General features: G+C 51.1%; 24 protein-coding genes. 17 read left to right on the top strand and 7 right to left on the bottom strand.

Annotated features, from left to right (window positions below):
- Nucleotides 1-26: 26 nt before the first annotated feature.
- The 4 genes from PGRAT_RS24045 to PGRAT_RS24030 all read right to left on the bottom strand — a co-directional run bounded on the left by PGRAT_RS24045 (nt 27) and on the right by PGRAT_RS24030 (nt 5,044).
- The gene (locus PGRAT_RS24045) at nt 27-344 is read right to left on the bottom strand and encodes a hypothetical protein (protein WP_025703960.1); all 318 of its coding nucleotides are present in this window, start codon (nt 342-344) and stop codon (nt 27-29) included.
- Between the two features lie 154 nt (nt 345-498).
- Entirely contained in the window at nt 499-2,301 is a 1,803-nt protein-coding gene (locus PGRAT_RS24040) for an ABC transporter ATP-binding protein (RefSeq protein ID WP_081954766.1), read from the bottom strand.
- Nucleotides 2,258-3,994: an ABC transporter ATP-binding protein gene (locus PGRAT_RS24035; protein WP_042267316.1), complete on the bottom strand. Its 1,737-nt coding sequence runs from the start codon at nt 3,992-3,994 to the stop codon at nt 2,258-2,260. Before PGRAT_RS24035 ends, PGRAT_RS24040 begins: the two co-directional genes overlap by 44 nt.
- A gap of 27 nt (nt 3,995-4,021) precedes the next feature.
- Nucleotides 4,022-5,044: a LacI family DNA-binding transcriptional regulator gene (locus PGRAT_RS24030; RefSeq protein ID WP_202903656.1), complete on the bottom strand. Its 1,023-nt coding sequence runs from the start codon at nt 5,042-5,044 to the stop codon at nt 4,022-4,024.
- 312 nt (nt 5,045-5,356) lie between these two features.
- On the opposite strand from PGRAT_RS24030, the gene PGRAT_RS33895 reads away from it, so the two are divergent.
- A complete protein-coding gene (locus tag PGRAT_RS33895; protein ID WP_025707663.1) occupies nt 5,357-5,788 on the top strand; it encodes a hypothetical protein in 432 nt (143 codons plus the stop codon).
- A gap of 567 nt (nt 5,789-6,355) precedes the next feature.
- Complete coding sequence (locus tag PGRAT_RS24020) at nt 6,356-7,381, top strand: LacI family DNA-binding transcriptional regulator (protein ID WP_025707662.1); 1,026 nt, start codon at nt 6,356-6,358, stop codon at nt 7,379-7,381.
- Between the two features lie 111 nt (nt 7,382-7,492).
- Here the strand turns inward: PGRAT_RS24020 and PGRAT_RS24015 are convergent, their stop codons facing one another.
- Nucleotides 7,493-8,446, bottom strand: a complete 954-nt coding sequence (locus tag PGRAT_RS24015) for a sugar kinase (protein ID WP_025707661.1) — start codon at nt 8,444-8,446, stop codon at nt 7,493-7,495.
- A gap of 347 nt (nt 8,447-8,793) precedes the next feature.
- On the opposite strand from PGRAT_RS24015, the gene PGRAT_RS24010 reads away from it, so the two are divergent.
- The 5 genes from PGRAT_RS24010 (at nt 8,794) to PGRAT_RS33485 (ending at nt 13,471) form a co-directional block, all read left to right on the top strand.
- Nucleotides 8,794-9,435 carry a bifunctional 2-keto-4-hydroxyglutarate aldolase/2-keto-3-deoxy-6-phosphogluconate aldolase gene (locus tag PGRAT_RS24010; protein WP_025707660.1) on the top strand — a complete coding sequence of 214 codons (642 nt, stop codon included), beginning with the start codon at nt 8,794-8,796 and terminating at the stop codon, nt 9,433-9,435.
- A gap of 260 nt (nt 9,436-9,695) precedes the next feature.
- Nucleotides 9,696-10,244 (top strand): RNA polymerase sigma factor, encoded by a 549-nt coding sequence (locus PGRAT_RS24005; RefSeq protein ID WP_025707659.1) that lies wholly within the window; start codon nt 9,696-9,698, stop codon nt 10,242-10,244.
- Complete coding sequence (locus PGRAT_RS24000) at nt 10,241-11,482, top strand: anti-sigma factor family protein (RefSeq protein WP_025707658.1); 1,242 nt, start codon at nt 10,241-10,243, stop codon at nt 11,480-11,482. The genes PGRAT_RS24005 and PGRAT_RS24000 overlap by 4 nt, the downstream gene beginning before the upstream one ends.
- 268 nt (nt 11,483-11,750) lie before the next feature.
- Entirely contained in the window at nt 11,751-12,770 is a 1,020-nt protein-coding gene (gene holA, locus PGRAT_RS23995) for a DNA polymerase III subunit delta (RefSeq protein WP_042267314.1), read from the top strand.
- Nucleotides 12,771-13,009: 239 nt separating this feature from the next.
- Nucleotides 13,010-13,471: a hypothetical protein gene (locus PGRAT_RS33485; protein ID WP_042267312.1), complete on the top strand. Its 462-nt coding sequence runs from the start codon at nt 13,010-13,012 to the stop codon at nt 13,469-13,471.
- 14 nt (nt 13,472-13,485) lie between these two features.
- Here the strand turns inward: PGRAT_RS33485 and rpsT are convergent, their stop codons facing one another.
- On the bottom strand, nt 13,486-13,758 hold the full coding sequence (rpsT, locus tag PGRAT_RS23985) for a 30S ribosomal protein S20 (RefSeq protein WP_025704112.1): 273 nt from the start codon (nt 13,756-13,758) through the stop codon (nt 13,486-13,488).
- 179 nt (nt 13,759-13,937) lie between these two features.
- On the opposite strand from rpsT, the gene gpr reads away from it, so the two are divergent.
- From gpr to PGRAT_RS23955, 6 genes are all read left to right on the top strand, one after another.
- The gene (gene gpr / locus PGRAT_RS23980; RefSeq protein WP_025704111.1) at nt 13,938-14,948 is read left to right on the top strand and encodes a GPR endopeptidase; all 1,011 of its coding nucleotides are present in this window, start codon (nt 13,938-13,940) and stop codon (nt 14,946-14,948) included.
- A 318-nt stretch (nt 14,949-15,266) separates the two neighbouring features.
- Nucleotides 15,267-16,613 carry a stage II sporulation protein P gene (locus PGRAT_RS23975; protein ID WP_025704110.1) on the top strand — a complete coding sequence of 449 codons (1,347 nt, stop codon included), beginning with the start codon at nt 15,267-15,269 and terminating at the stop codon, nt 16,611-16,613.
- Nucleotides 16,614-16,639: 26 nt separating this feature from the next.
- Nucleotides 16,640-17,137 carry a hypothetical protein gene (locus PGRAT_RS23970; protein ID WP_025704109.1) on the top strand — a complete coding sequence of 166 codons (498 nt, stop codon included), beginning with the start codon at nt 16,640-16,642 and terminating at the stop codon, nt 17,135-17,137.
- A 259-nt stretch (nt 17,138-17,396) separates the two neighbouring features.
- Nucleotides 17,397-19,211, top strand: a complete 1,815-nt coding sequence (gene lepA / locus PGRAT_RS23965; RefSeq protein ID WP_025704108.1) for a translation elongation factor 4 — start codon at nt 17,397-17,399, stop codon at nt 19,209-19,211.
- Nucleotides 19,212-19,376: 165 nt separating this feature from the next.
- Nucleotides 19,377-20,549 (top strand): radical SAM family heme chaperone HemW, encoded by a 1,173-nt coding sequence (hemW, locus tag PGRAT_RS23960; RefSeq protein WP_025704107.1) that lies wholly within the window; start codon nt 19,377-19,379, stop codon nt 20,547-20,549.
- A gap of 92 nt (nt 20,550-20,641) precedes the next feature.
- Nucleotides 20,642-21,133 (top strand): N-acetyltransferase, encoded by a 492-nt coding sequence (locus PGRAT_RS23955; protein ID WP_042268314.1) that lies wholly within the window; start codon nt 20,642-20,644, stop codon nt 21,131-21,133.
- 628 nt (nt 21,134-21,761) lie between these two features.
- Here the strand turns inward: PGRAT_RS23955 and PGRAT_RS31840 are convergent.
- Nucleotides 21,762-22,493: a hypothetical protein gene (locus PGRAT_RS31840; protein ID WP_025704105.1), complete on the bottom strand. Its 732-nt coding sequence runs from the start codon at nt 22,491-22,493 to the stop codon at nt 21,762-21,764.
- Between the two features lie 149 nt (nt 22,494-22,642).
- Here PGRAT_RS31840 and PGRAT_RS23945 point away from each other — a divergent pair, with 149 nt between their 5' ends.
- From PGRAT_RS23945 to grpE, 4 genes are all read left to right on the top strand, one after another.
- Entirely contained in the window at nt 22,643-23,242 is a 600-nt protein-coding gene (locus PGRAT_RS23945) for a TetR family transcriptional regulator C-terminal domain-containing protein (protein ID WP_025704104.1), read from the top strand.
- 107 nt (nt 23,243-23,349) lie between these two features.
- The gene (locus tag PGRAT_RS23940; protein WP_025704103.1) at nt 23,350-24,168 is read left to right on the top strand and encodes an SDR family NAD(P)-dependent oxidoreductase; all 819 of its coding nucleotides are present in this window, start codon (nt 23,350-23,352) and stop codon (nt 24,166-24,168) included.
- 135 nt (nt 24,169-24,303) lie between these two features.
- Complete coding sequence (gene hrcA, locus PGRAT_RS23935) at nt 24,304-25,335, top strand: heat-inducible transcriptional repressor HrcA (protein WP_025704102.1); 1,032 nt, start codon at nt 24,304-24,306, stop codon at nt 25,333-25,335.
- A gap of 48 nt (nt 25,336-25,383) precedes the next feature.
- A complete protein-coding gene (gene grpE / locus PGRAT_RS23930) occupies nt 25,384-25,974 on the top strand; it encodes a nucleotide exchange factor GrpE (RefSeq protein ID WP_025704101.1) in 591 nt (196 codons plus the stop codon).
- The last annotated feature ends 9 nt before the right edge of the window (nt 25,975-25,983 follow it).

Raw genomic sequence — 25,983 nt, 5'->3', positions numbered from 1 at the left:
GGTTCTTATTGTGTCCCGGAGACAGTTCAGAGTTTCCGCACCTTAAGAATATCCGGTTTACTTTCTATGATTTCCAGCTGTTGCGGGGCGAGGCCGGGGGATTCATAGGAGACATGGATCAGTTTATCCTTCGTTTGCTCCCATTCGCCCTTTATGATATCTGGAGCCTCACTCGGGCCGGGGACAACTCTGGAGAAGGTTCCGTCCTGTCTGATCTCCAACTTTTCACATCCTTCGGACGAAGCAAAAGAATTGCCAGCCGGGCGGTAGACCGCAATGCCATGGGCATCTTCTTCAAAAGCATGCTGCCAATTACCAAAAACCTCTTGTGGGGGCTGCTCCATATGTTTATCCTCCTCATATGTTCAATGAATTGCCAAGGCCCAGCTTCTGAGTCCTTACAGCTGTATTCATCGTCTTTATTCATCCCTTCCGGCCTGGAAAATATGCGGATTCCGGACCGGAAATTGACCATCTATGGGGAGGCAATTTCTTCATTCACGAAGAATACACATGATCCCGGCTTTCCTGCAGCAGCTTCGCATAATACCCGCCGCGTTCCAGCAGTTCACGGGGATGGCCGGATTCGGCGATCCTGCCCGCTTTCATCGCTATGATCAAGTCTGCGCCTGTGATCGTAGACAGCCGGTGCGCGATAATTAAGGTCGTTCTCCCGCTCGCGGCATTGTCGATGGCCTGCTGGATCAGCTTTTCGGTGTGGGTATCGATGTTGGCGGTGGCTTCGTCGAGAACGAAGATGGCCGGATCATGGGCGATGGCACGGGCGAAGGAAATTAACTGCCTCTGGCCGGCGGATAAGGTGCTTCCCCGTTCGGTGACCGGTTCGCCGATTCCTTCGGGAGCGCCCTGGACAAACGCCTCAGCGCAGGAAGCGCGCAGTGCGTCCTGTACAGTATCGTCGTCAATATCGTCCCCAAGTGTGATGTTGTCGCGGATCGTACCCGAGAACAGGAATACATCCTGAAGCACAACGGAAATATTGCGCCGCAGATCATCCAGCCGGATATCGTTCACATTGACGCCGTCGATGAGGATTTCCCCCTTCTGCACCTTGTAAAAGCCGTTGATCAAGCTGATGATCGTCGTTTTGCCGGCCCCGGTTTCCCCGATAAAAGCGGCAGTCTGCCCTTTTTCTATTACAAAGCTTACATCCTTCAGCACCCAGCCGGCCCCGTTATAGGAGAACCACACGTGACGGAACTCGATCCTTCCGTCCAGGCGCTGCATCGGCAGACCGGCATCCGGCTCCTCCAGGCGCTCCTCCTCACGGATCAGCTCAAAGATACGTTCCGTAGACACGAGTGCCGATTGGATGGAGGTATACTTGTCGGCCAGGTCGGAAACCGGCGCAAAGAATTGCCTAATATACGTCGTAAACGCATACAGCACCCCAATCTGCAGGGTCCCCCCGGCAATCCGGCCTACACTGTACCAGACCAGAATTGCAATTGCCAGGCTCTGGAACATGTCTGATGCCGGCTTCAGGATGCTGTTCAGGCGGACCTGAATCAAGGTCGTGCTGAAATACTCCCTGTTGAGTTTGAGGAACTGCTGCTCTTTTTCCTGTTCGGCGCGGAAGATCTGAATGACCCGCATCCCGGAGATACTTTCGGCAATGAAGCCGTTGATCTGTCCTATGTAATGCTTCATGTGGAAGAAGTTCTTTTTGATTTTGTTTTTGATAAAAAAAACGAGGAACACAATCACCGGAATTACGGTGAATGAGACCAGCGTAAGCCCGGGGCTGAGGATCAGCATGGCATATACAATGCCCGCCAGCAGCAGCACATCCTTAACCAAAGAAATAACTACGTCGGTGTAGAGATCACTGATTTCAGAAGTATCGTTCGTTGCCCTGGTTATAAGCCTGCCGGAGGAGGTGCGGTCCAGGTAAGTCAGCGGAAGCCGTTCGATAATCGAAAAGACCCGGACCCGCAGCTCATGAGTCAGGCTCTGCCCGGCTTTGCTGACAATCAGCGCCTGGAGATAGGAGAAAATTGCACTTGCCGCCGACACCAGCAGGTAGAGCAGGGCCAGCCCTCCGATGGAATTAAGGCCGCGCTCCACGGCCCCGCCGATCAGAAAATAGTCGATTACGCGCTGCAGCAGCAGCGGCTGAATCAGCAAAGCACCATTGACAATGACTACGCACAGACAGGCGAGAATGAGCTGGAAGGTGTAAGGGGCAGACAAACGCAGCAGCAGCTTGACTGCGCCAGCCTCAGGTTTTTTTCGGCTACGCTGTCTGGCCGTCTTCATGCTGTTCGGTGTAGATAGCATTATACAGGCCTCCTTCCTTGAGCAGCTGCCCATGCGTTCCTCGTTCAACGATCCTGCCTTTGTCCAGTACGATAATCTCATCGGCTTGCATCACGGCGGATACGCGGTGCGAGATCAGAATATTGGTTTTGCCTTGGCGGGTCAGCCGCAGCCGTTCCAGAATCAGCCCTTCGGTGACGGCATCGACCGCAGACAGCGCGTCATCCAGGATGAGAATGGCGGGATTGCGGATCAACGCGCGGGCGATAGCGAGCCGCTGCTTTTGACCACCCGACAGATTGACGCCGCGTTCCCCCAGAATCGTGTCATAGCCTTCAGGCAGGCTGCCGATACTATCCGCAATCATGGAGAGCGTTGCGGCTTCGCGCACCTCTTCATCGCTGTAACCGTCTTTGAAAAAAACAATATTCTCTCTCACGGAAGCAGCGAATATAAAAGTATCCTGCGGCACATACCCGAGACCTCCCCGCAGCGTCTCCAAGGTGTAGCCGTTAATATCCCTCCCGTTCAGCAATATCCTCCCGGGTTCTACATTGAAGAAACGGAAGAGGAGGCTGGCGAGCGTGCTTTTGCCGGACCCGGTGTGGCCAATAATGCCGAGGGTATGCCCTTTTGGCAGCATAAGCGAGAGGTCCTGAAGGGCAGGTGCCCCAGCTTCATCGTAATGGAAGGTCAAATGCCGCAGCTCCACGGGACCGTCGGGTTGAATGTCCACGGCTTGCGGGAGGTCATGAATTTCCGGCTGTATCCGCAGAATGTCATGCAACCGCCCAAGGGAAGCCATGCCGCGTTGAAAAATCGTCACAATCCGCCCAATCGACACAATGGGATTTACGATCAGACTCAGGTAGCCGTTGAAGGCGACAAAATCACCGACACTGATCTGTCCCCGCAGCACCATACGGCTGCCTAAGACCAAACCCAGCACAAAGCAGATGGCAAACCCGAATTCGATCATGGCCGGAAGTGCAGCGGAGACGCGGATCAGATCCAGATTGGCCTGCTTCATGCGGCTGCTCAGTGCGCTGAACCGTTCCATTTCGGAACGTTCCTGTACGTAAGCCTTAATGACGCGGATTCCGGAAATATTCTCCTGCACGCGGTCAGACACGGCGCCGAATTGATTTTGTACGGTACGGAACCTGGTCTGGACCTTGCGGCCAGTGAACAGCATGAGCAGAATAATGAAGGGCAGCGGGGATAATGTGATCAGCGTAAGGCGGGCATCGACGGTGGCGAACATGAAGTAGATCGAGGAGAAGCAGATAACAATTCCGTTAAAAGACATGGCTGTTGCCGGACCGAAGGTCATGCGCACCGCAGAAATGTCGTTGATGGCATAGGCGATCAGGTCGCCGGTCTTGCGGGTGTTGTAGAAGGAGGGCGGCAGCTTCAGAAAGTGCCGGACGAGCTCTTCCCGGATATAGCATTCCAGATTGCGCGCGTTGGCGATGATGATATTTCTCCATAAAAAAGTGCAGGCGAAGACGGCTGCGGCGATCAGTGTCATCCACAGGACCAGGAACATGACCTGGCGGATCGCAAATCCGCTGTCTTTCATCAGATCCACCGCACTGCCGAGCACCTTGGGAAACAGGGTCTGGATAAAAGAGGCGGCGAACATGAACGCAAACCCTGTCATATAGCTGAATTTACGGGCCTTGAAAAAACGCAGCAATACTGAATAATCCATAAATCCCCCACCTTTAAAAAGTGCTCATTAAAGTGTTCGTACAGACTCTCTCTCCACAAGTGTGCTTAAGATTGCGATATTTTCCGCAGGCTTCCCCGGTTCGGCAATCCGCTTCAGCAGCGTAGATACGACCGTGCGGCAGGAGTATTCAATATTCAGATCCATTGTGGTCAGTGCGGGCAGTGAATAAGCCGACACCTCCGTATTACCGCTGCTGAGAATGGAGACATCCCCCGGCACCTTAAGACCGTGCTTCTGAAGCAGCCGAATCAGCTCTACAGCAGTGAAATCATGCTCACAAATAAAGGCGGTCGGCAGCAGGCGTTCCGAGATCAACCCGGCCAGCCTTGCGGGGAAAGCTTCATTGCGCCCGAAAAAAAGAGATTCTTCTACAGACAGGCCATGCTCCTCCAGGGCGGAGGTGATGCCTGTTTTCTTTTCCTTGTTCCGGTATGCACTGATGTCACCGAGGAACCCAATGCGGGTGTGCCCCCGGTCGATCAGGTATTTGCACTGCTTGTAGCCGGCGTTCAGGAAGCTGAACCATACACTGTCGTAATCATACGCAGGCGAATAGCCCACATAGAAGATTAGATTGGGAATTTCCTGCTGAATAAAGGAGACATACTCCGGATTGAACCTGCCGATAAAAATCACACCATCGAACTTGAAGCCTTTGCTTAAGCGGTAGGGCAGAATCAGCCGGCTCTGATTTTCTTTATCCAGAAATTCTATGCTGTAGTCGGTATCGGCTTGCTGCAATGCCTTCTCAATACCTTGTACCATATAACTAAAATTGCTGTTATCATGCTGATAGGGCTTCCGGTGCAGCACCAGAATACGGGCAGGCGTGTGCTTCCTCGGCTTGATATAGCCCATCTCCGCGGCCTTTTCCACAATCTTCGCTTTCAGCTCATCGCTGATTCCCGCCTGGTTCGCCAGCGCCCTGCTGATAGATACCGGTGAGAGGCCCATGGCCTTGGCGATGTGAGTAATCGTTACTTTTTTCGTTTTCAGAACAATCCCCCGCTTTGCTGTGTCATACAGCATCTAATGCTTAACGGTTGTTATTATAATCCAGTGTTAAACATGAATCAACGAAAGAAAACGATAAAAATAGAGATAAAAATATTATAATTTACGTTAATTTGCACCGGAATTATATATGTTACGAGAACAGGACTTCGTTTAGCCCATTAGAACCGGATTTTTTCAAAATAATTTTAGATTCAATTCTCCGCAGTTTGACTTGTGTACATATAACTCTCGTATTATTTACGCTGAAAATTTCGTAGTTTTTCTCTGAAATCAGAGGGAACCATTTGCCTCCTGAAGAGTCTTATTGGGCGAGAGGTGAGAGAGATGCAGAGCAAAGATCTGCCCTATGCCGTGGCTTATGCGCCGACCATGACGCTGCGGGAAATGATGGAGACTTACGGGTCGGATGTGTGGCATTATGCTTTTTTTCTGACCCGCAGCCGGGAAGTGCTGCTGGTTAATTATACTGAGGATGGAAAAGGGGGCTACACCAAGCACAGCAAGCTGCTGGACATTGCAACCGGTAAGTCACAGGTGCTCACAGGGACCATCACCACGGAGAAGAAAAAACGACCTGCGAAGAGTCATTATGGCGCAATCACTACAGATACCAAAGAGGATTATTTCGTGGCACATTATGAAGTAAAGGGGGAGCGGCGTTCAGTGGAGATTAATATGCCAACCGGAAAGCAATGGTATTACGACTGGTGGAATCAGGAATACGGTGAGAAGATCAATCCGTCCGCAACACCCTAAGTAATAACCCTTCCGCATAGTTCACTAATGATTACTAGATAATTTACTAAAAAAAAGCTATACTTTTTGATGAGTTCAAAAAGTATGGCTTTTTAGACTGTATAGGCAACTATGATTTTCTATTATTATGGATAGGATTTGTATAAAGTTGAGAATAAGTTGGCGTGAATTCAGCGAATACGACCCAAATGGGGAGAAATAAGCCGGATTCGCCGCTTTTTTTCACCTAATACTTATGAAGAAGCAGATGAGCGGTGCTAGTTGGAAAAAGGGAACTTATTTCACTTAGAAATCAACAATCGTGAGATTTAAGTGGAAAAAGGAAACTTAATTGGGCAACATTTCTCTGGCAGGGGCGAAATGAGGGGAATTAGATACCCTTTTTCCACTTCACTTGCGGAGAACAGGGGAATCGGGCAAATTAGTTACCCTTTTTCCACTTGGAATTGCCTAAGGACTCCGAAGGATTCTGCAGGCAACGCTAAACTGAAAACGATCCAGTCCTGGACGGCCTAGCCGTTTTGTTCTGGAAGCCGGTGTTTTTCTATATAGAGCGGAGCGGAAAAGATGAAGAAGCTGACGATTGAGGATGTCGCCCAAAAGGCGGGAGTGTCGAAAAGCACAGTCTCACAATTTCTGAATAAACGGTTCAAATATATGAGCGAAGCGACCAAAAACCGTATCGCCGAGGTCATTGAAGAGCTGAATTATCAGCCGAACGGCCTCGCACGCAGCCTCAAGCAGAACCGCACGCATATGGTTGGCATTATCGTGGCGAATATCGATTATTCGCTGTCGATCCAGTGTATCCGGGCGATTGAGAATGAGCTGCAGCGCCATGGCATACAGGTAATTATCTGCAATAGCGACGAGAATGCGGACAAGGAGAATACCCACGTAGAGGCACTTGTAGCCCGCCAGGTGGACGGGTTGATCATTTTTCCGGCCGGGGGCAAGCCGTCTCCCTACGCCCGTCTGATCGAAGCGGAGTATCCCCTTGTTTTTATGGACCGGCTGGTGGAGGGGATCACCACCCAGAGTCTGCTGCTCGACAACGAAATGGCCGTCAAAACAGCCATTAAAGAGCTGACGGGGAAGGGGCATGAGGCGATTGCTTTTTTGTCCCTGCCCCTCGGCGAACATGCGATCACCCCCCGCAAGGAGCGGATGAGCGGCTACAAAAAGGCCATAGAGGAAGCGGGCCTCGCGATGAATGACCTGTACGTGTGCAGTGTGCCCAGAGAGGCGATTGCTTCCGCGCTGGACGGGCTGCTGAACCTGCCGCAGCCGCCGACGGCGCTGCTTGCAGCCAATGATCTGGTGCTGGGGGAAATCCTCAAATATGCGAACCGCCATTCGATAACGATTCCCGGCCAGTTGTCCGTGATCGGGATTGATGATGCCGAGTTTGCCCGGATCTACAACCCAGCGATCACAACGATCCGACAGCCAGCCTACGAGATGGGGATGCAGGCGGCCAAAATTATGCTCTCCTTGATCGAGGATAAGGAATCTGCTGTACCGATTACCTACCGGTTTCCGCCTGCGCTGCAGCAGGGTCAATCCGTGCAGGCTCCGCCAGGGACCAAGTAGAGCATTTTTCTCAAAGGTTCACAGTGTTCACCACAACAAAAAGCCCTTTACAGCCTGATCAAGACTGTGAAGGGCTTTAATCACATTAACCATGAGGGAGGTTTAGCTTGCTTATAAGCTGGCTTTCATAAACTTTTCCAGGCCTTCCCGTGTAGGCAGTCCATCCATATCCCCAGGAGACATCACGGCGAGTGCGCCGATGGCGTTGCCGCGCTTGACGGCTTCCGCTACAGTCAGCTTCTCCAGCATAGCGCTGATTACGCCGACTGCGAATCCGTCTCCGGCTCCTACAGTATCGACTACAGACTTAACCTTGAACCCGCCGACATACCCTTCTTCACCGGAGGAGCTTTTGTAATAAGCGCCTTCAGGTCCGAGCTTGATAACCACCAGGGATACGCCGCGTTCCAGATAATAGCCGGCAATTTCTTCTGGTGTATCTAAGCCGGTAAGGATTTTGCCTTCGCTGTGGCCCGGCAGGAACCAGTCGCAGCGTGTTGCCAGATCGTTGATGGTGTTCACCATGGTTTCTGTATCCGGCCAGAGTACCGGGCGCAGATTCGGATCGAGAGAGACGGTTTTGCCGCTTTTTTTCATAAATTCCATAGCATGCAGGGAAAATTCATGGCAGGTCTTTGACAGTGCTGCAGAAATACTGGTCACATGCAGATGCCCGGCGGAAGCGAAATAGGACTCATCAAAATCGGCCAGGCTCAGCGTGGAGGCAGCAGAATTTTTACGGAAATATTCAACCTTGGGATCACCGGTAAGCACCTTGGATTTGATCAGCATACCTGTTGGGAATTCCTTGGTATAAGTGATGCTGTCGGTGTTAATCTGTTCTTTGTTCAGCGCACCGGCGATAAATTGGCCGAAGTTATCTTCACCAAGCTTGGTTACATATCCGGTCTTGTGCTCCAGGCGGGATAATCCGGTTGCCACATTGCTCTCCGCCCCGGCCAGAGCCTTGGAAAAAGAAGTAACCTCGTGCAGCGGGCCCGCCTCATTGGCATAAAACATCGCCATCGGTTCCCCGAATGTAACTGCATCCAGCTGTTTGCTCATGAATAGTTCCTCCTCAGGGTAAACATGCAACCCCTGTATAAATGAATTATGATTAGTAATTTGAAATTATCACATAAATCGGTTTTCTACAATAAGACATCCCTCATTTCAGCGAAATAAATTAACGTTATGAAATCGCATAGAATGCGTTAAGTCTTATTTTATAAGGGTATTTTTGTTTTTGTGATTCTTTTTGGACGTGCTCATATAAATATATATTGACGCCAGTAGACATTATTATTACTATTTTATTAGAAGGTTTTGGCTTGTGGTTAGTAAATTAGATAAAATTATTTATCTAAATAAATATTCTTATGCCGAGAATTGACCAAGAAAGGGAGTTTATGATGAAAAAAATAAAAGTATTGCAGAACATTACAGCCGTTGGTGTAGTAGCTGTAATCCGTGCCGACAATGCCGATGATGCTGTTAAAATGTCCGCTGCCTGTATTGAAGGTGGACTCAACAACATTGAAGTTACCTTTACAACTCCGGATGCCGACGTGGCGATCAAACGCCTGGTAGCTGAATACGGTAGCCGTGCGGTAATCGGCGCAGGTACAGTGCTTGATCCGCTTACCGCAAGAATCGCCATTCTGGCCGGTTCGGAATTTGTGGTCAGCCCTTCTTTTGAAGAAGAAACCGCCAAAATGTGCAATCTCTACGGTATCCCTTATATGCCGGGCTGTATGACATTAAATGAAATGAAAGAAGCACTGAAGCTGGGCGTGGATGTGCTGAAGCTGTTCCCGGGCAGCGCCTTCGGGCCGGATTACGTGAAGGCTGTCAAAGGGCCAATGCCGCATGTGAACATTATGCCTACCGGCGGTGTGGATCTCAACAATATGGAGAAATGGATCGCGAACGGCTGTATCGCTGTAGGCATCGGCGGCAACCTGACCGCTCCGGCCAAGGAAGGACGCTACGACCAGATCACCGAGCTGGCCGCCAAATATGTGGCGAAGTTCAAGGAAATCAAAGGCGCTTAAAATTCAGCTTAAGTGACAAAAATTCTAAAATGTTTGGTTGAACAACAGCCGGTTTTCACCTGAAGAAGGTGCAACCGGCTGTTTTGCATGTTTTCTGATTTCATTATTGTAACGATCTTCACTAAAAGAGTATTTGAATGATTCGAGCTTCCCCTGTATGCTTAGTAAGGATTATGCATTAACAAAAATAATGATTATAGGCTTGCAACAATTTCGCAGTCTTGCGCGTCAGTAAGATTGCATAGAGAGGGGGAACCTTCGTGGTGGAGCAGGGACTCATCAGAGCCGCTCAAGCGGGCGATCGCGACGCTCTAATCACCCTATTGCGAGAAATTGAAGGACATGTATATAAGACGGCCTTCTACATTCTTCATAATGAGCAGGATGCTTTGGATGCTTCACAGGAGGCGCTTATCCGCGTGTATACCAAAATCGGTTCCTACGAGGAAAAGGCCCAGTTCAAGACATGGGTACAGCGGATTGTGACCAACATATGCATTGACAAGTTCAGAAGAACAAAACCTACAGTTTCCATTGACGAACATGAAATGGTGTTTCCGGATAAACATGATGTGGAACGTGAAGTATTGTCCGGTTACCTGGCGGAGGATATACGTGAGGCGATTGACCAGCTTCCGGAACATCACCGGACAGTAATCGTTCTGCGGTATTTGCAGGATTTTTCTTACAACGAGATTGCAGACTCGCTGGATCTGCCCCTGAACACGGTGAAATCGTACTTGTTCCGAGCCAGGCAGCAGCTGCAGAACAGACTTCAGGAGTATCAGAAAGGTGGTGTATCAGGATGAAATGCGCGGAGGTGATGGAATGGATGCACCGCTATCTGGATCATGATTTGAGCCAAGAAGAAATGATTGAAATGTTCCGTCATATCGACAATTGTCCTTCGTGCGCGGATGTCTATGACCGTCTGAGCACGCTCTCCCGGCAGCTGGAGCAGTTGCCGGACGTGAAGCCCCCTTTCAGTCTGGTTGACTCGATCATGCCACGGCTTGATGAACTGGACCGCGGCGTTCAGGAGCCGGTCATGACGAGCACCGATGAATCCAATGTCGTTCCGCTCTCTCGCAAAAGCAGCCATGGCAAACCTCCCAAGGGATCTTCAATGGCGGCACGGACAGGCATTGGCGCAGTGGCTGCGGCAATTATCCTGCTGATTGCTATTTTCAATATGCCTGAGAGCATGCCGGCGGCGGATGTCGACCAGGCGCTCAATCAGAGTGCAGATACAGGTTCTTCTTTGCAAAAAAGTATAGTGTCCACTGAACCTTCCCAGGAGGCGGGCCAGGAAGGCAGAGCGGACAGCGCAGATGGTGCGGCAGGCACCACAGGACAGGACAATACAGGGCAGGATAATATGTTTTCAGCCAGCGGCAATAATCCTTCCGGCGGGGCGGAGGAACGGGTCGCTCCATCAAAGGCACCGGTTCAGGATGCTCCGGCTGTGGCGCCTAGCACAACCAAGAAGCCGGACACCATGAAGAGACAGACGGAGAAGCCTGACAAGGCTGCTGCGACACCTGCTGCGCGGGAAAATGCAAATAATAGCAGTCCAGATACCAGCGGAGATACCAGTGCACAGGACAGCGCGCCCAAGAAAGGGAAAATGGAGGCCGGTGAAACGAACTCCAGCAATGATATCCAGCCTTCTCCTTCAGAGTTGGGTATTATGAACATGATGCCCGCAATGGTTGCGGCTTCACCTTCAACATCGCCGGATGGACGTTTTGACGCCGAGCTTGCGGGACAGCAGCTTGTAATCTATTCCATACCGGCAGGTGCTTCCAGAGACGACAGGACGGCGCTGACCTCCCTTCCCCTGGAGGGGGAATGGGTTTCCGGCGGGTGGTCGGAGGACAGCCGTGAATTCACCTATGTGACGACCCAAAACGGCAGTGAAATTACCAAGACCTATACAGTGCCTGATTCGGCTGCGCCTGAGGTTCCTTCTGCTTCGCAGACGGTTTCTCCTGCTGCAACTACAGCACCTGCGCCTACTCCAGACCCGGCAGCGTCTACAAAATAATCGCAGAGTGGAACTTTTTATGTGGCATTAGAATATGCTAAGGTAAGAGAACAGGAGATACAAGGATCGTGAGAACCATCGGTATGACCGCCGGTCGGAAAGTTTCTAGAGCTTTTCCTTCCGTCGTTTATATAGATGCGCCGCGGAAACGGAGCAACTTTGGCCTTGGCTGCCGGAGTTGCTCCGTTTTTGCGCAGATATAAGACTTTGTATGCTCCACGCTTTTTGTTACAATAATCAGAGACTGAAAAGAGAAGGAAGTGGCGTGATGGATGCCAAAGCGGCGGCTAAAGACATCAGACAAGGGAAAATTTCGCCGCTCTATGTGCTGTACGGGAGCGAGAAATTCCGGATGAATGAATTTGCAGCCTTTCTGGAGGAGCACCTGATAGCCAAAGAGGACCGGGATTTTGCAGTCATTCCCTTTGATCTTTCCGAGACGCCGGTGCAGGCGGTTGTGGAGGAAGCGGAGACTGTGCCGTTCATGGTGGAGCGGAAGCTGCTGCTGGTGCGCGATGCCTCTCTGTTCACCGCAGGAAAGGATAGTGCCAAGATAGAACACCGAGTGGAGGTTCTCAGCGATTATATGCAGCATCCGGCGGAGTTCAGCGTGATCGTCTTCATGGTCAACAATGACAAGCTGGATGAACGCAAAAAAATCGTCAAGACGGTCAAATCTGCAGGTGCGGTGCTGGCATTCAATCCGCTGGGAGCAGAGGAGCTGCTGCGCTGGGTCGAAAAGGGTGTGCGTGACCGGGGCTGTGAGGCGGCACCGGGAGCCGCTGCGGTTCTTGTAGCGAATGCCGGAACAGGGCTGCAGGGGCTGTCGGCAGAGATGGACAAGCTGTGCCTGTTCGCCGGCAAAGGCGGAATTGTGGACGCGGTAGCCATTGAGAGTCTGGTGCACCGCGGGACGGAACAGAATGTGTTCACACTGGTGGAGGATATCGCTAATCTGCGCCTCGACAAGGCGCTCAATACGCTCTATGAGCTGCTGAAGCAGCGGGAGGAGCCCATCAAGATTGCCTCGCTGATTGCCAGGCAGTTCCGGATTATTTTACAGGTTAAGGATTTATCTGCCCAGAGCTACTCGCAAGGCCAGATCGCTTCCGGGCTGGGGCTGCATCCGTATGCCGTCAAGCTGGCGGGTGAACAGGCCCACAAGTTCGAGAGCCAGCGCCTGCGGCAGATCCTCAGCTTCCTGGCCGATCTGGATTACCAGATGAAGACCGGTGCCATCGACAAGGTGCTGGGCCTGGAGATGTTCATGCTTCGTTTGGGGGCCTAGCTAGTCGTTTGGTTTAAGTGAACAGCAAAGAGCCTGTCCGCAGCGCTGATATGCGTTTTGGGCAGGCTTTTTGCTGTTGATGTTATTGGTCGTTGGTTGTTGATGTTATTGGTTATTGGTCGTTGGTTGTTGTTGTTAGTTTTATGTTATTTGTCCTTGTTTGTTTAGGTTTATTGATTTTTCTATTATAGATAAATAGGTAAAATGTATATAAAAAACTTAGGAGCAATAGCTTTGGTTTGAGTTGTCCGAAAGATGCCTGCGGCGAAACAACGGCGGAAATGCCGTTGTTGAAGGTCCATCAGGCAGTCTGCAGCGAAACAACGGCGGAAATGCCGTTGTTGAAGGTCCATCAGGCAGTCTGCAGCGAAACAACGGCAGAAATGCCGTTGTTGGAGGCCCATCAGGCAGTCTGCAGCGAAACAACGGCAGAAATGCCGTTGTTGGAGGACCCCCAGGCAGTCTGCGGCGAAACAACGGCAGAAATGCCGTTGTTGGAGGCCCATCGGGCAGTCTGCGGCGAAACAACGGCAGAAATGCCGTTGTTGAAGGACCCCCAGGCAGTCTGCAGCGAAACAACGGCGGAAATGCCGTTGTTGAAGGTCCATCGGGCAGTTTGGTTGAGGAGAGGTAAACAATGTGCACAAAAAAACCTAACCGTATGCAGCATACCGGTCAGGTTCTTAAAGTGCTCATTATGAATGTAGCCCTTGGCTTAGGCTTCCGCCTTAAGAGCGTTCAATTTCTTCGCCAAGCGGGATTTTTTGCGGGCAGCCGCATTTTTATGAACCAGGCCTTTGGTTACAGCCTTGTCCAGCTTTTTGGAAGCAGCTTGGAAAGCAGCCTGAGCAGTTTCCACTTCTGTACCAGTCAGAGCTACATCAGCAGTTTTCACAGCTGTACGAAGCGCGGATTTCTGGGAAGCGTTCAGTGCACGGCGTTTTTCGGTCGTCTTGACGCGTTTTACCGCGGATTTGATATTTGGCATTGCATTCACCTCCTGAAAGACATTCGAAATCATCAAATGATTCACAACTTAAAATAGTTTAGCATGACCTCTCACAAAATGCAAGACTAAAGCTTTGAAATTTAACCTTTCCGGCCTGTATAAACCATGGCTTTCTCTCGCACACTATCACCAATATGCAAAAGGAGGCTGAACTTATAATGGAACTGGATCTTCAGCTGTATTCGGTACGCACAGATTTGGCGCTGGAAGCAAAGGAAATGGCTCAGGGACCGCAAAAAACGCCGATTCCCGGTGTGAACGAAGAGGTGGAAGAGGCGGATGGCATTAAGGTTACCCGTCTTGCCGTGGCTAATAATGCGGGTTCTCAGGCCATTGGGCGTGCGATCGGAAATTACGTAACCCTGGAGGTTCCCGCGCTTCGCGGCGGTGATACCGGACTGCAGCAGAAGGTATCCGTGGTGTTTGCCCGTGAATTTGAGCATTTCATGGACCGAATCGGCATTGACCGCAACTCTTCTGTTCTGATAGTTGGTCTAGGCAACTGGAACGTGACTCCCGATTCACTGGGGCCGCTCGTTGTGGAGAATTCGCTGATTACCCGCCAGTTCTACGAGTTGGTTCCTGATCAGGTCTCCCCGGGCTACCGCAATGTAAGTGCGATTGCTCCGGGCGTGCTGGGTCTCACCGGTATTGAATCCAGTGAAGTGGTTCAGGGGATCATTGACCGTACCAAACCGGATGTGATTATTGCCATAGATGCACTGGCATCCCGCTCACTGGAACGGATCAATACGACGATTCAAATCGCTGACATCGGCATCCATCCCGGATCAGGAATTGGCAATAAACGCCGGGGATTGACTAAAGAGATACTGGGCATTCCCTGCATCGCTATCGGTGTTCCTACCGTCTGCTATGCTTCAACCATTGTGAACAACGTCCTGGAGATGATGAGCAGGCATTTTGGGCAGGCTGGAGCCGGGGCCACCCAAACCAAAGAAATTATGGGCATGCTGGACGACATCTCTGAGCACGAACGGCTGTCGCTGGTCAAAGAGGTGCTGGAGCCGCTCGGACATGATCTCATTGTGACGCCCAAGGAAATTGATGAGTTTATTGAAGAAATTGCCAACATCGTAGCCAGCGGACTGAATGCTGCACTGCATGAGGCTGTTGATCCGGGCAATGTAGGGGCGTACACCCACTGATCTGCTTAGGGTTCAGCCGTGGCGGAACCGTTCTGCTGATCTAATCTGTCCGTCCATGCCCGCTGTTCAAATCCGCCTGCTCCCAGTCTGGCTATACACCTGCTTTCAGTCTGCTTTCTGTCTGCCCCAGTCTGCATGCCCGCAGATTGAGGCAGGCTTTTTTTGATGCTGCTTCTATTAAGTGTTAGACAATGTACGCCATCACATAGAGAGAGCGGCTCTTCTTTTTGTCTCTCATTTCAGGTTCTAGCATTCCTCCTCCGCTCATAGATTGGGAGTATAAGAGATTACAGAGGGCTGGAGGAGGACATAACAATAATGAACAAAAAATGGTTTCAGCTATGGAATATCGGCCGGCTGCGGAGCAAGCTGCTGGATGTTCTGTCGCTGGGGAGAACGATGCTGCTGCTGGCCGGAGGTTCACTTGTATTTTTTATGCTGCTTGGAGCCGGCGGATTGGCCGGACAGAAGCTGAACTCTTCGCCCATTCCCTCAATGAAAGGTTTGGCGGCTTCCTTATCAAGCGGTTTTTTTATGGAGCTGCTGGGCATGGAGGTTCCGCATCTGCCGAAAAGTGATGAACCGTCTGCATTTTCAGGCCCTAACGTAACGTCCTTCGTCTTTCGGATGCTGACCAGTGTGGACCCGGGGGACCCCAAGAGCCTGCTCTCCCGCGAGGTTCCGGGGCTGGCCGCGGATGATCCTTTTCTGCTGCGGCTGGGGTCGGGCGGTGCCAAAGATGCTCCTGCGGACTATCATCCGGGAACGGATGAACTGGCTGGCGGGAATCCTGAGGCTAATGTTACCGGTGATGGGACGGGTGGGGAGTCGGGGACAAGCGGAACAGAACCGGCACACGGAGATGGAGTGGACGAGCCTGGAGGAGGAGAGAACGAAATGCAGCCTGAACCTACAGCAGCACCGGACGCGGCAGGCAGTAACGGCAGTTCTACACCCGGCAGCAGCCGGGAGGATTCGGTCAAACGGATTTTAATCTATCATTCCCACCCCCGCGAGGCCTATAATCCGCTGCTGGGCGTAGAGAGTGACAACCCAAGTTCAGCGGTTCCTTCCAAAAATGTAATGCTGGTAGGCTCATATATTGCCAAAAGACTGGAGCAGCGCGGAATTGGGACGGTTCATGCGCAACAGGATTACGCTACGACCGTGCCGGATTATAATTGGAACTTTTCTTATAAATATTCGCGAATGACTGTCAAGGCAGCGATGAGCGCCAATCAGGAGATGACTGAAATGATTGATATTCACCGTGATTCACAGCGGCATGGCAAAACTACTGCCGTCATTAACGGGAAAAGTTATGCCCAGGTGTATTTTATCCTCGGCCATGCGAATAAAAACTGGAAGAAGAATGAGGCGTTCGCCAATAAAATACATCAGCTGCTGGAAAAAAGCTATCCCGGAGTTTCCCGCGGCATTTGGGGGAAATCTTCCGGCAACGGCAACAATGGAGAGTACAATCAGACTCTTTCCCCTAACAGTGTATTAATTGAAGTAGGCGGAATCGATAATTCAGAGGATGAGCTGAAACGGACAGCGGATATCTTGGCCGATGCCATTGCCGATGTCTACTGGAACAGCCATGATGCGGAAAAAGCGGCTGCGCCTGACTCTGGTGTAGACACTGTAAAGCAGAGTAACTGATCATACAAGGAAAGGAGGAATATGAAATGTCGCGGTTCGGTAAAAATCTGGTTATGGTCGGCTTGTGGGCCGGCATCGGCATATTGATAGGCATGCAGTTCGGCAGCAGTGGCAGCGGGAGCGCCGGGGCCTCTACAGTTTTGCCGGGCTGGAGCGGTGCAACCGGGACGGCCCAAACCGCACCCGCCGGGGGGGCGGCAGGTTCCCGCACCGTTCCCCCGGCGGGTGCGGCACAAAGCGGGCAGGCTTATGTATATGTTCCTGTGTCTGTAGATCCTGTAACAGGCGAATATACAGTTGTCCCGGTGCAGCCGCAAACCACTGCAGGACCTTCTGCGGGCGGGAATTTGCCGCAGCAGGAGGTTCCGGACTACAGCAGAATGAGTCCGGAGCAGATTCTTATCCCTGAAGAGCAAAAGCCGACAGTAGACAAGCTGGCTGACAAAACAGCAGGGCTGCTGCAAGAAGCCTCGCAGAAGAGTATCCGCTGGGTGGTTTCGCTGTTCGACTCGGCTGCAGAATAAGCTTGCTTACACCGTACTGCGCAGGTTCGACTGCGTAATGCAGCCCATGATTTAGCTCATTTTATCGAAGATTAGCGGTGGGTGTCCGTGATTTTCAGAAAACAGTTGGCGGCTGGTGTCTCTCCCTGGAGGCAGCAAGTCCGCTTTTTTCTGTGTTCCGTTCCTTTTCTTTGAGGGTCCGGGGCCGGCGGGATTGATGGGTGAAGCGCGTACTGTTATAATAAGTGGATTAACATTAGGCTGTCTGTGGGGGTAAGGAATGACTGACGTTCAGAAAAGACAACAACAAATCCGCAATTTCTCGATTATTGCACATATAGACCATGGCAAATCGACACTGGCCGACCGCATTTTGGAATACACTGGTGCGCTAACTTCGCGCGAAATGCAAGAACAGGTGCTTGACCAGATGGACCTGGAACGTGAACGCGGCATCACCATCAAGCTTCAGGCTGTGCGCCTGACTTATCGTGCTGACGACGGACAGGAGTACTTGCTGAACCTGATTGATACACCGGGGCACGTCGATTTTACCTATGAGGTTTCCCGCAGCCTTGCCGCCTGTGAAGGCGCACTGCTCGTAGTGGATGCGGCGCAGGGGATCGAAGCGCAGACACTGGCCAACGTATATCTGGCCTTGGATAACAATCTGGAAATTCTTCCGGTGATCAACAAAATTGATCTGCCGAGCGCCGATCCCGAACGGGTGAAGCAGGAGATTGAGGATGTGATCGGACTGGATGCCAGTGAAGCTGTGCTGGCTTCTGCCAAAGCCGGCATCGGAATTAAGGAGATTCTGGAACAGGTGGTCAAGCAGGTTCCAGCACCTACCGGCACCTCCGATGCTCCGCTGAAGGCGCTGATTTTTGACTCCCACTATGATCCTTACAAAGGTGTTATTGTCTATGTCCGCGTCATAGACGGCAAGATCCGTGCCGGTTCGAAGATTAAGATGATGGCTACTGATAAGGTATTTGAAGTTATTGAGGTGGGCGCATTTATGCCGCGCATGAGCATCGTGGATGAGCTGAACATCGGTGATGTCGGCTTCATCGTCGCCGGCATCAAGCATGTCGGCGACACGCGTGTCGGGGATACGGTAACGGATGCCAAGAATCCGACACCTGAACCGCTCCCGGGCTACCGCAAGATTAACCCGATGGTGTACTGCGGGCTGTATCCGATTGAAACCTCGGATTACAATGATCTGCGTGAAGCGCTGGAGAAGCTGCAGCTTAATGATGCGTCGCTCAGCTTTGAACCGGAAAGCTCAAGCGCACTGGGCTTCGGCTTCCGCTGCGGCTTCCTGGGACTGCTGCACATGGAGATTATTCAGGAGCGTATTGAGCGGGAGTTCAATCTGCCGCTGATCACTACGGCACCAAGCGTTATTTACCGCATCATGCTGACCAATGGGGAAATGCTTCAGATTGACAATCCGTCGCACTATCCGGAGATTGGCACCATTGATTATGTGGAAGAGCCCTATGTCAAAGCCGGGATTATTGTCCCGAATGACTACGTGGGAACGGTAATGGAGCTGTGCCAGAACAAACGTGGCGAATTCGTCAATATGGAGTATCTGGATTCCAACCGGGTGACGATCACTTATCAGATTCCGCTGTCAGAAATCGTGTATGATTTCTTTGACCAGCTGAAATCGGGTACGAAGGGCTATGCGTCCTTTGACTATGAAATATCAGGCTACCGCCAGTCCAATCTGGTGAAGATGGATATTCTCCTTAACGGCGAGCAGGTCGATGCGCTGTCGTTCATCGTCCACCGTGACCGCGCCTATAACCGCGGCCGCATCATCTGCGAGAAGCTGCGGGGCATCATTCCGCGGCAAATGTTCGAGGTGCCGATTCAGGCTTCTGTCGGCACCAAGGTCGTTGCCCGTGAGACCGTGAAGGCGATGCGCAAGAACGTGCTGGCCAAATGCTACGGCGGTGATATCTCGCGTAAACGGAAGCTGCTGGAGAAGCAGAAGGAAGGCAAGAAGCGCATGAAGCAGGTCGGCAGCGTTGAGGTGCCGCAGGAAGCCTTCATGGCGGTGCTTAAGATTGATGAGTAGCTGAGGGTAAGCGGCAGCTTGTGTGGAGCGATACTCGCTAGTGTGTTCTGAAGGGAAGCCTGACGGCTTCCCTTTTCTGGCTAAATTGAATCTCAAAATATGAAAATATAAGATGACTTTAGAAATTATCTAAAGTTTGATTTATATAGAACAAAGGAGACAGCTATGACAAACCCTATTAATGGCCGTCCCCCTGAGGCCGTGTACATTCATATCCCTTTCTGCACGAATAAATGCTTCTATTGTGATTTCAACTCCTATGTCCTGAAGGACCAGCCCGTCATGGATTACCTGCGTGCGCTGGACCGGGAGATGGAATTGACGGTGAAGCACACACCGCCCGGTGTGATCAAGACGATTTTTGTCGGCGGGGGAACACCTACTGTGCTTAAGCCGGATGAGATGGCTTATTTTCTGGAATCGATCCGCACGCACTTCCCTCAGTGGGATGAGAATATAGAGTTCTCTATGGAGGCCAATCCCGGCACCACAGATAAGGATAAGCTCGCAGTCATGAAAGAGGGCGGCGTCAACCGGGTAAGCTTTGGCGTGCAGGCATTCCAGAATGAGCTGCTGAGCGGTATCGGACGTATCCATAACGTGGATGATGTCTACCGCAGCCTGGAGAACGCGCGCAGTGCCGGTCTGCATAATCTGTCGGTGGATCTGATGTTCGGTCTGCCAAACCAGACCGTAGATATGCTGAGAGAGAGCATCGGCAAAGCGCTGGAGCTTGATCTGCCGCACTATTCCATCTATAGCCTTAAGGTTGAGGAAAATACGCTGTTCCACACCCTGTTCAACAAGAACAAGCTTCCACTGCCCAGTGAAGAGGATGAACTCGAAATGTATCTCTTGCTGATGTCTACGATGGAGGCTGCAGGCTATGGACAATACGAGATCAGCAATTTTGCCAAGCCGGGGATGGAGAGCCGTCACAATATTACGTACTGGCGCAATGAGGATTATTATGGCCTCGGTGCGGGGGCACATGGATACGTGAAGCGGCAGCGGCATATGAATATCAAGGGGGTCAACCCGTATATTGAAGCTTCGCACAGCGGACTGCCGCGTCTGGACACCTTCCAGATTTCCGCGCAGGAGGCGATGGAGGACTTCATGATGGTTGGGCTGCGGATGCGCGAGGGCGTGTCGGATCAGGCGTTCCGGGCCCAGTTCGGGAAGTCTTTGCAGGATATTTTTGCGGGATCGCTGAAGAAAATGCTGGCCGCCGGCCTGATTGAGCAGGATGGGGATACCTATCGTTTAAGCAAGCAAGGCATCCTGTTCGGGAATGATGTGTTCGGTGAGTTTGTCGGCGTTTTGACAGAAGTTTAATTTTAAAATACCCCTTGAATTGTAATTCACCATGTTGTATATTTATTCATATTAACAACAAGGGGTGAGTCAAAGTGCTTGTCAAAACGGATATGATCCGCCAGCCGGCTCCTGCGGGAGACCCTAAGGTGATATGCAGAAATGCTACGGTGGAGGATGTGGAGCCGCTGTATTTAATGATAGAGGAATACGCCCAGCGCGGTATTATGCTTCCCCGTTCCAGGCAAGCACTGACCCGCCAGATCGACCAGTTCGTAATTGCGGAGTTGGACGGCAAATTCATCGGCTGCGGTTCGCTGTTCAGACTGGGCGCTGATCTTGTAGAGGTGCGTTCCATTGGACTACGTGATGAGGGCAAAGGCAAAGGCGTAGGCTCGATGATTCTGGAGAAGCTGACGGAAGAGGCCAGACGCCAGAAGATTCCCAAGATCATGGCGTTGACCTATGCAGTGGATTTCTTCCTTAGAAACGGCTTTACCGTCGTGGAGAAGGAGATATTCCCTGAGAAGGTCTGGACTGATTGCGTGAACTGCATGAAACAGCATGCCTGCGATGAGATCGCCGTGCTGAAGAAGCTGGATTAAGAACCGGGGTAAGCCTCTGTCCTGTGGGATTATTATTTTTATAAGAAATACAGCAACCACTTTTCAGCAGGGCGTAAGCCCTTTGCGGAAGAGTGGTTTTTTGGTTTTTAGGAAATGATGATTACCTTCTGTCATGGATAAGACGTGTATAAAGTTAGGATAGTTATTATGGGGTACAAGTGTTTTGAACCTGTGGCTTTAGCTGTACAGGAGGGGCTGCGGATTCAGAAGACAAAAGCGCAGCTCGTGGGGAGCAGGCAGGAAGTGAAGTGGAATTAGTACATTTAAATTCACGAAAAAGCTTACTGTGGAGGGAACAGTGGGAAAAAGTAAACCTAATTCAAGCGAATTCACCCGAAAAGGTGGGAATCGGTCGGAGTAGATATACTTTTTCCAATTAGAGCTTGCGGAGAAGCGGGATGGGAAAGTATTAAATTCACTTTTTCCACTTGGATGTGACGCCGAATCTAATAAGGACATCCAGCAACCCAAATCCAAAAAATCCACAACTGCTACTCTGTCCAGCGAAGGGCGGCGCAGCCGTTTCCACTTGCTGGGATAACTATCGAATGCTTTATGAGGAAAAGTTAGCGGCCATAGTGTGTGCGTTCAATAGGTTTGTCATGGATTACTTTGCATAAATTAGCTTGCGCTGCTCTTCCACCAGCCGGGCCAGCTCAGGTGTGGCATAGCCGGAAGGGTGGAACGCTGCAAACATCGCATTGTAGACAATTCTTCTGCTCGAACCGTCGTTCAGTTCAATTTCCAGCCAATATTTATTCCCAACCCATTGTTTGGTTTCTTTGGCCAGCTGGTTAAAAGGAACATATTTCAGCTTGGGATATTCCCGGATGAATACGGCAGAGGCTTCTGGTGTAAAATCCTTCAAAGGACTCCCGTCCATACCGCTGACAAAGCGTACGCTTTTGATCTTGCCTTCGATATCAAGCAGATCGTTAAGGGTTCGGGCAGAGGGATTTTCGGTAGCTTCATACAGCCTGTCCCCTGCCACCAGCCGGGCTGTGGCTTTGTAGCCCTTCACCTCATTGAGCTGTGTACCCACTTCCAGCAGCGTGGCATCCCCATCCTGCATGGGGTCACGCGGACAAGTATGGTCTGCTTTCCGGTAGCGGATCTTGCCGATCTTCTCCCCTGTGTTCAACCCGCTGATGTCTCCATCGCTATTGTCCATATAGGTAATGCCGTTCCACCGGAGGACAGAGACATAATCAACGTCCCCGTAATAGCACTTATATGGACCTATTTTTTCCGGCATCCCACCCGGCATACAGCCAGACAGCGTAAGCACGGTCATCATTATACTGAATGCAGCCAAGAACCATTGTCTTGGTGACTTCATTGTACATCCCCCCTAAAGGAACAGACGAAGAAGCGGGAGATTGGTTGCATTATCCATCCACAAAAATGATTTGTCTTGAATAAAATGTAATGACACAGTATTCTATTAATTAGTACGATCGTTCAATTTTATCAAGGATGGTAGCGCTTATGAATAAAAGGCATTATGACAGTGAGGAGACCAGGTCACTCATTGCGGATAAGGCGGCACGGCTTTTTGCGCAAAAGGGTTTTGCCAGCACCTCAATCGCGGATATTTCCAGAGAGTCCGGCTGCAGCAAAGGGCACATTTATTATCATTTTGAGAATAAAGAGAAGCTTTTTGTCTATCTGGCGCTTGAAACGATGCGTTCCTGGAAGGAGCGGTGGGAGGCGGTTTCCGTAAATTACGGTACGGCTGTAGAGAAGCTGTACGCCATGGCTCATTTCGTACAGAACAACTATAAAACGCCGCTTTTGCAGGCTGGACAGGAACTAGGCAGCATTCCGGCTACTTCACCGGAGACTGTGGCACAGCTGAAAGGACTCGCTTCAACACCCATGCAGGCATATTATGAAATTTTCAAGCTGGGAATGGAGACCGGAGAATTCGGCCTCAGAGAAGAAGAACTGGAGTCCACGGGGTTCTTGTTCGGAACGTTGCTGGGCGGGCTGTGTCAATATCTGTACACGATGGAGAATGAGCCGCTAAAGGCGCTGTTTCAGCGCAGTGTGACTGTTTTTATAAACGGGATTCACAGGAAAGCGTAGAAGGAGGCACGCACCCTTCTGCTTGATTTAATTAGAACGATCGTACTATTCTGTTCCAAAGTGCTATAAGCTTAACCCGTTTACAAAATATTAGGGAGAGATGAGGAATGGAAGCGATTAAGAAGGTTGGAATCGTTACCGGCGGTGCTTCGGGAATTGGAAAGGCCTTGTGCAAGGAGCTCCTGAACAGACAAGTGTATATTGTTATTGCTGATCTTAATGCAGAGGAAGGGTATAGGACGGTAGCTAAGCTTGAGAGCTTGGGCGGAGAGTGCCGCTTTGTTCAGGTGAATGTCTCGGATGGCCCGGCGGTGGGGGAACTGGTCAATGGCATTTACCGGGAGTTTGGGCGTTTGGATTATATGTTCAACAATGCGGGGATTGCGATGTACGGCGAGATAGGTGATATGACGCAGCAGAACTGGCACAGGATTCTGGATGTCAATCTATGGGGAGTAATCCATGGGGTGCAGGCAGCTTATCCTTTAATGAAGGAGCAAGGTTTCGGTTATATAGCGAATACAGCGTCGGCAGCGGGTCTTGGGCCTGCTCCGGGAAGTGGTGCTTATTCAGCTTCAAAGCATGCCGTGGTGGGGCTGACAACCTCTCTGCATTATGAGGCTGAGGCCTACGGGGTCAACGTAAGCTGCTTGTGTCCGGCGTTTGTTGACACTCCGATCTTTGCCAGTAGTGAGGCCATACATATGGATAAAAGGATTGTGCTCGCCCAGGTGAAAAAGCAAAAGCTCATGTCTCCGGGTCATTTTGCCGCCCTCGCTTGCACAGGAGTGGAAAGAAATGAAGTCCTAGTCAATCCGATGCCGCTGCGCCGGACAATGGATATTGTGTTTACTCTTTTTCCTTTTCTGCACCGCAAAGTGATGCGGCTGGTGTGCCGTACAACACGGGAAGCCCGGCTAGGCTGAAATGGGCGCAGCCAAGATACTGAACTGACTTGACAATGTCAAGGTCAGTTTGGTATTTTTGTATTAGTGGTTAGCACTCATCTAACCAGAGTGCTAACGAAATGGAAAGCCGCAGCCGACAGGAGGGGAATTTGCATGTTAACCGAACGCCAGAGAATGATATTGAACGCCATCGTAGATGATTACATTACTTCTGCCGAGCCGGTTGGTTCGCGAAGCATTTCCAAACGGGGAGATGTGGGCTACAGTCCTGCAACGATCCGCAACGAAATGGCCGACTTGGAGGATTTGGGCTATCTGGAACAGCCGCACACTTCAGCAGGCCGAATTCCTTCCCATAAGGGCTACCGCTACTATGTAGATCATCTGGTCCCGTGGAATTCCGCTGAATCGGCTGAATTGGACACGATCCGCGCCTTTTTTGCCGAGAAGCTTAATGCAACGGAGCAGGTTATCCAGCATGCGGCGATGATTCTTTCCAATATGACGAATTACACTTCCATCCTTTTGGGGCCGGAGGTTTTTCATACTTCATTGCGCCATTTCCAGCTGCTGCCGCTGGATGACAGAACCGCTGTGGCGATTATTGTTACCAGTACCGGCCAGGTAGAGAATAAGACCGTGAGTATTCCGCCGGAGATTTCTCTGTCCGAGATGGAGAAAGTGGTTAATCTGCTGAACAGCAAGCTGGTGAATGTACCGCTTTATAAGCTGAAGAGCCAGCTGTATTCCGAGCTTGGGGAGGAAATGCAGCGCCATATCTCCCACTATGAAGAGTTAATGAAGGTGCTGGACACAGCACTGGAAAGTGACCATGAACAGCGCATCTATCTCAGCGGAGCGACCAATATGCTTACCCAGCCGGAGTTCAAGGACGTCGACAAGGTGAAGGATATTCTCGATTTGCTGGAAGAAACACCGACTTTGCTCAAAATGCTTGCTCCCGCATCCGGAGGAACCGGCATGCAGGTGCGTATCGGCATGGAGAATAAGCATGAGGCTTTTGCCAACTGCAGTCTGATTACAGCCACATATTCCCTGGACGGCAAGGCGCTCGGAAGCATCGGCATCCTGGGTCCGACCCGGATGGAATATGCACGCGTAATGGGCATACTGGGGATTCTGTCCCGGGATTTGACAGCGATGCTGGCACACTGGTATAAGTGAACAGAGCGTAATTGATGCTGTGACTGATTATAAGGAGGTGAAGACAACTTGAAAGAGGAAGAGATTCAGAATTCCAATGAAATGAACGATCAGGCAATACATGAGAATCAGGCAGCCGATGAGGCTGAAACAGTCCGCGAGAGCGGTGCACCAGCTTCGGAAGAGGCCTTCGGGGAGGCTTCAGGCAGCGGTGAAGAGGCCAAACGCCTGCAGGAGCTGGCGGATGAATATCAAGGGCGTGCGCTGCGTGTGCAGGCTGATTTTGACAACTTCCGCCGCCGTACCCAGAAGGAAAAAGAGGAACTGGCGCAGTATGCCACCTCCAAGCTCGTAGGTGAACTGCTTCCGGTACTGGACAACTTCGAACGGGCCATTGCCACAGCTCCGGCTACTCCGGAATTCGAAGCTTTTAACAAAGGCGTGAATATGATTTTCCAACAGCTGGAAGGGGTGTTGAAGTCTGAAGGACTTGCAGCTATGGAAACGGTAGGACAGCCTTTTAACCCTGAATATCATCAGGCCATCATGCAGGTGGAGAGCGAGGAGCACGAGGAAGGCATCGTGACGGAAGAGGTCCAAAAGGGCTATCTCCTGAAGGATAAGGTGCTTCGTCCCGCTATGGTCAAAGTCAGCATGTAGTCCTGTCTA

It is taken from the genome of Paenibacillus graminis (assembly GCF_000758705.1).
In the GTDB taxonomy this organism is placed as follows: Bacteria; Bacillota; Bacilli; order Paenibacillales; family Paenibacillaceae; genus Paenibacillus_AQ; species Paenibacillus_AQ graminis.
The sequence above is the reverse complement of the archived record's forward strand: the minus strand, read 5'-3'. Positions and strand labels throughout refer to the sequence as shown.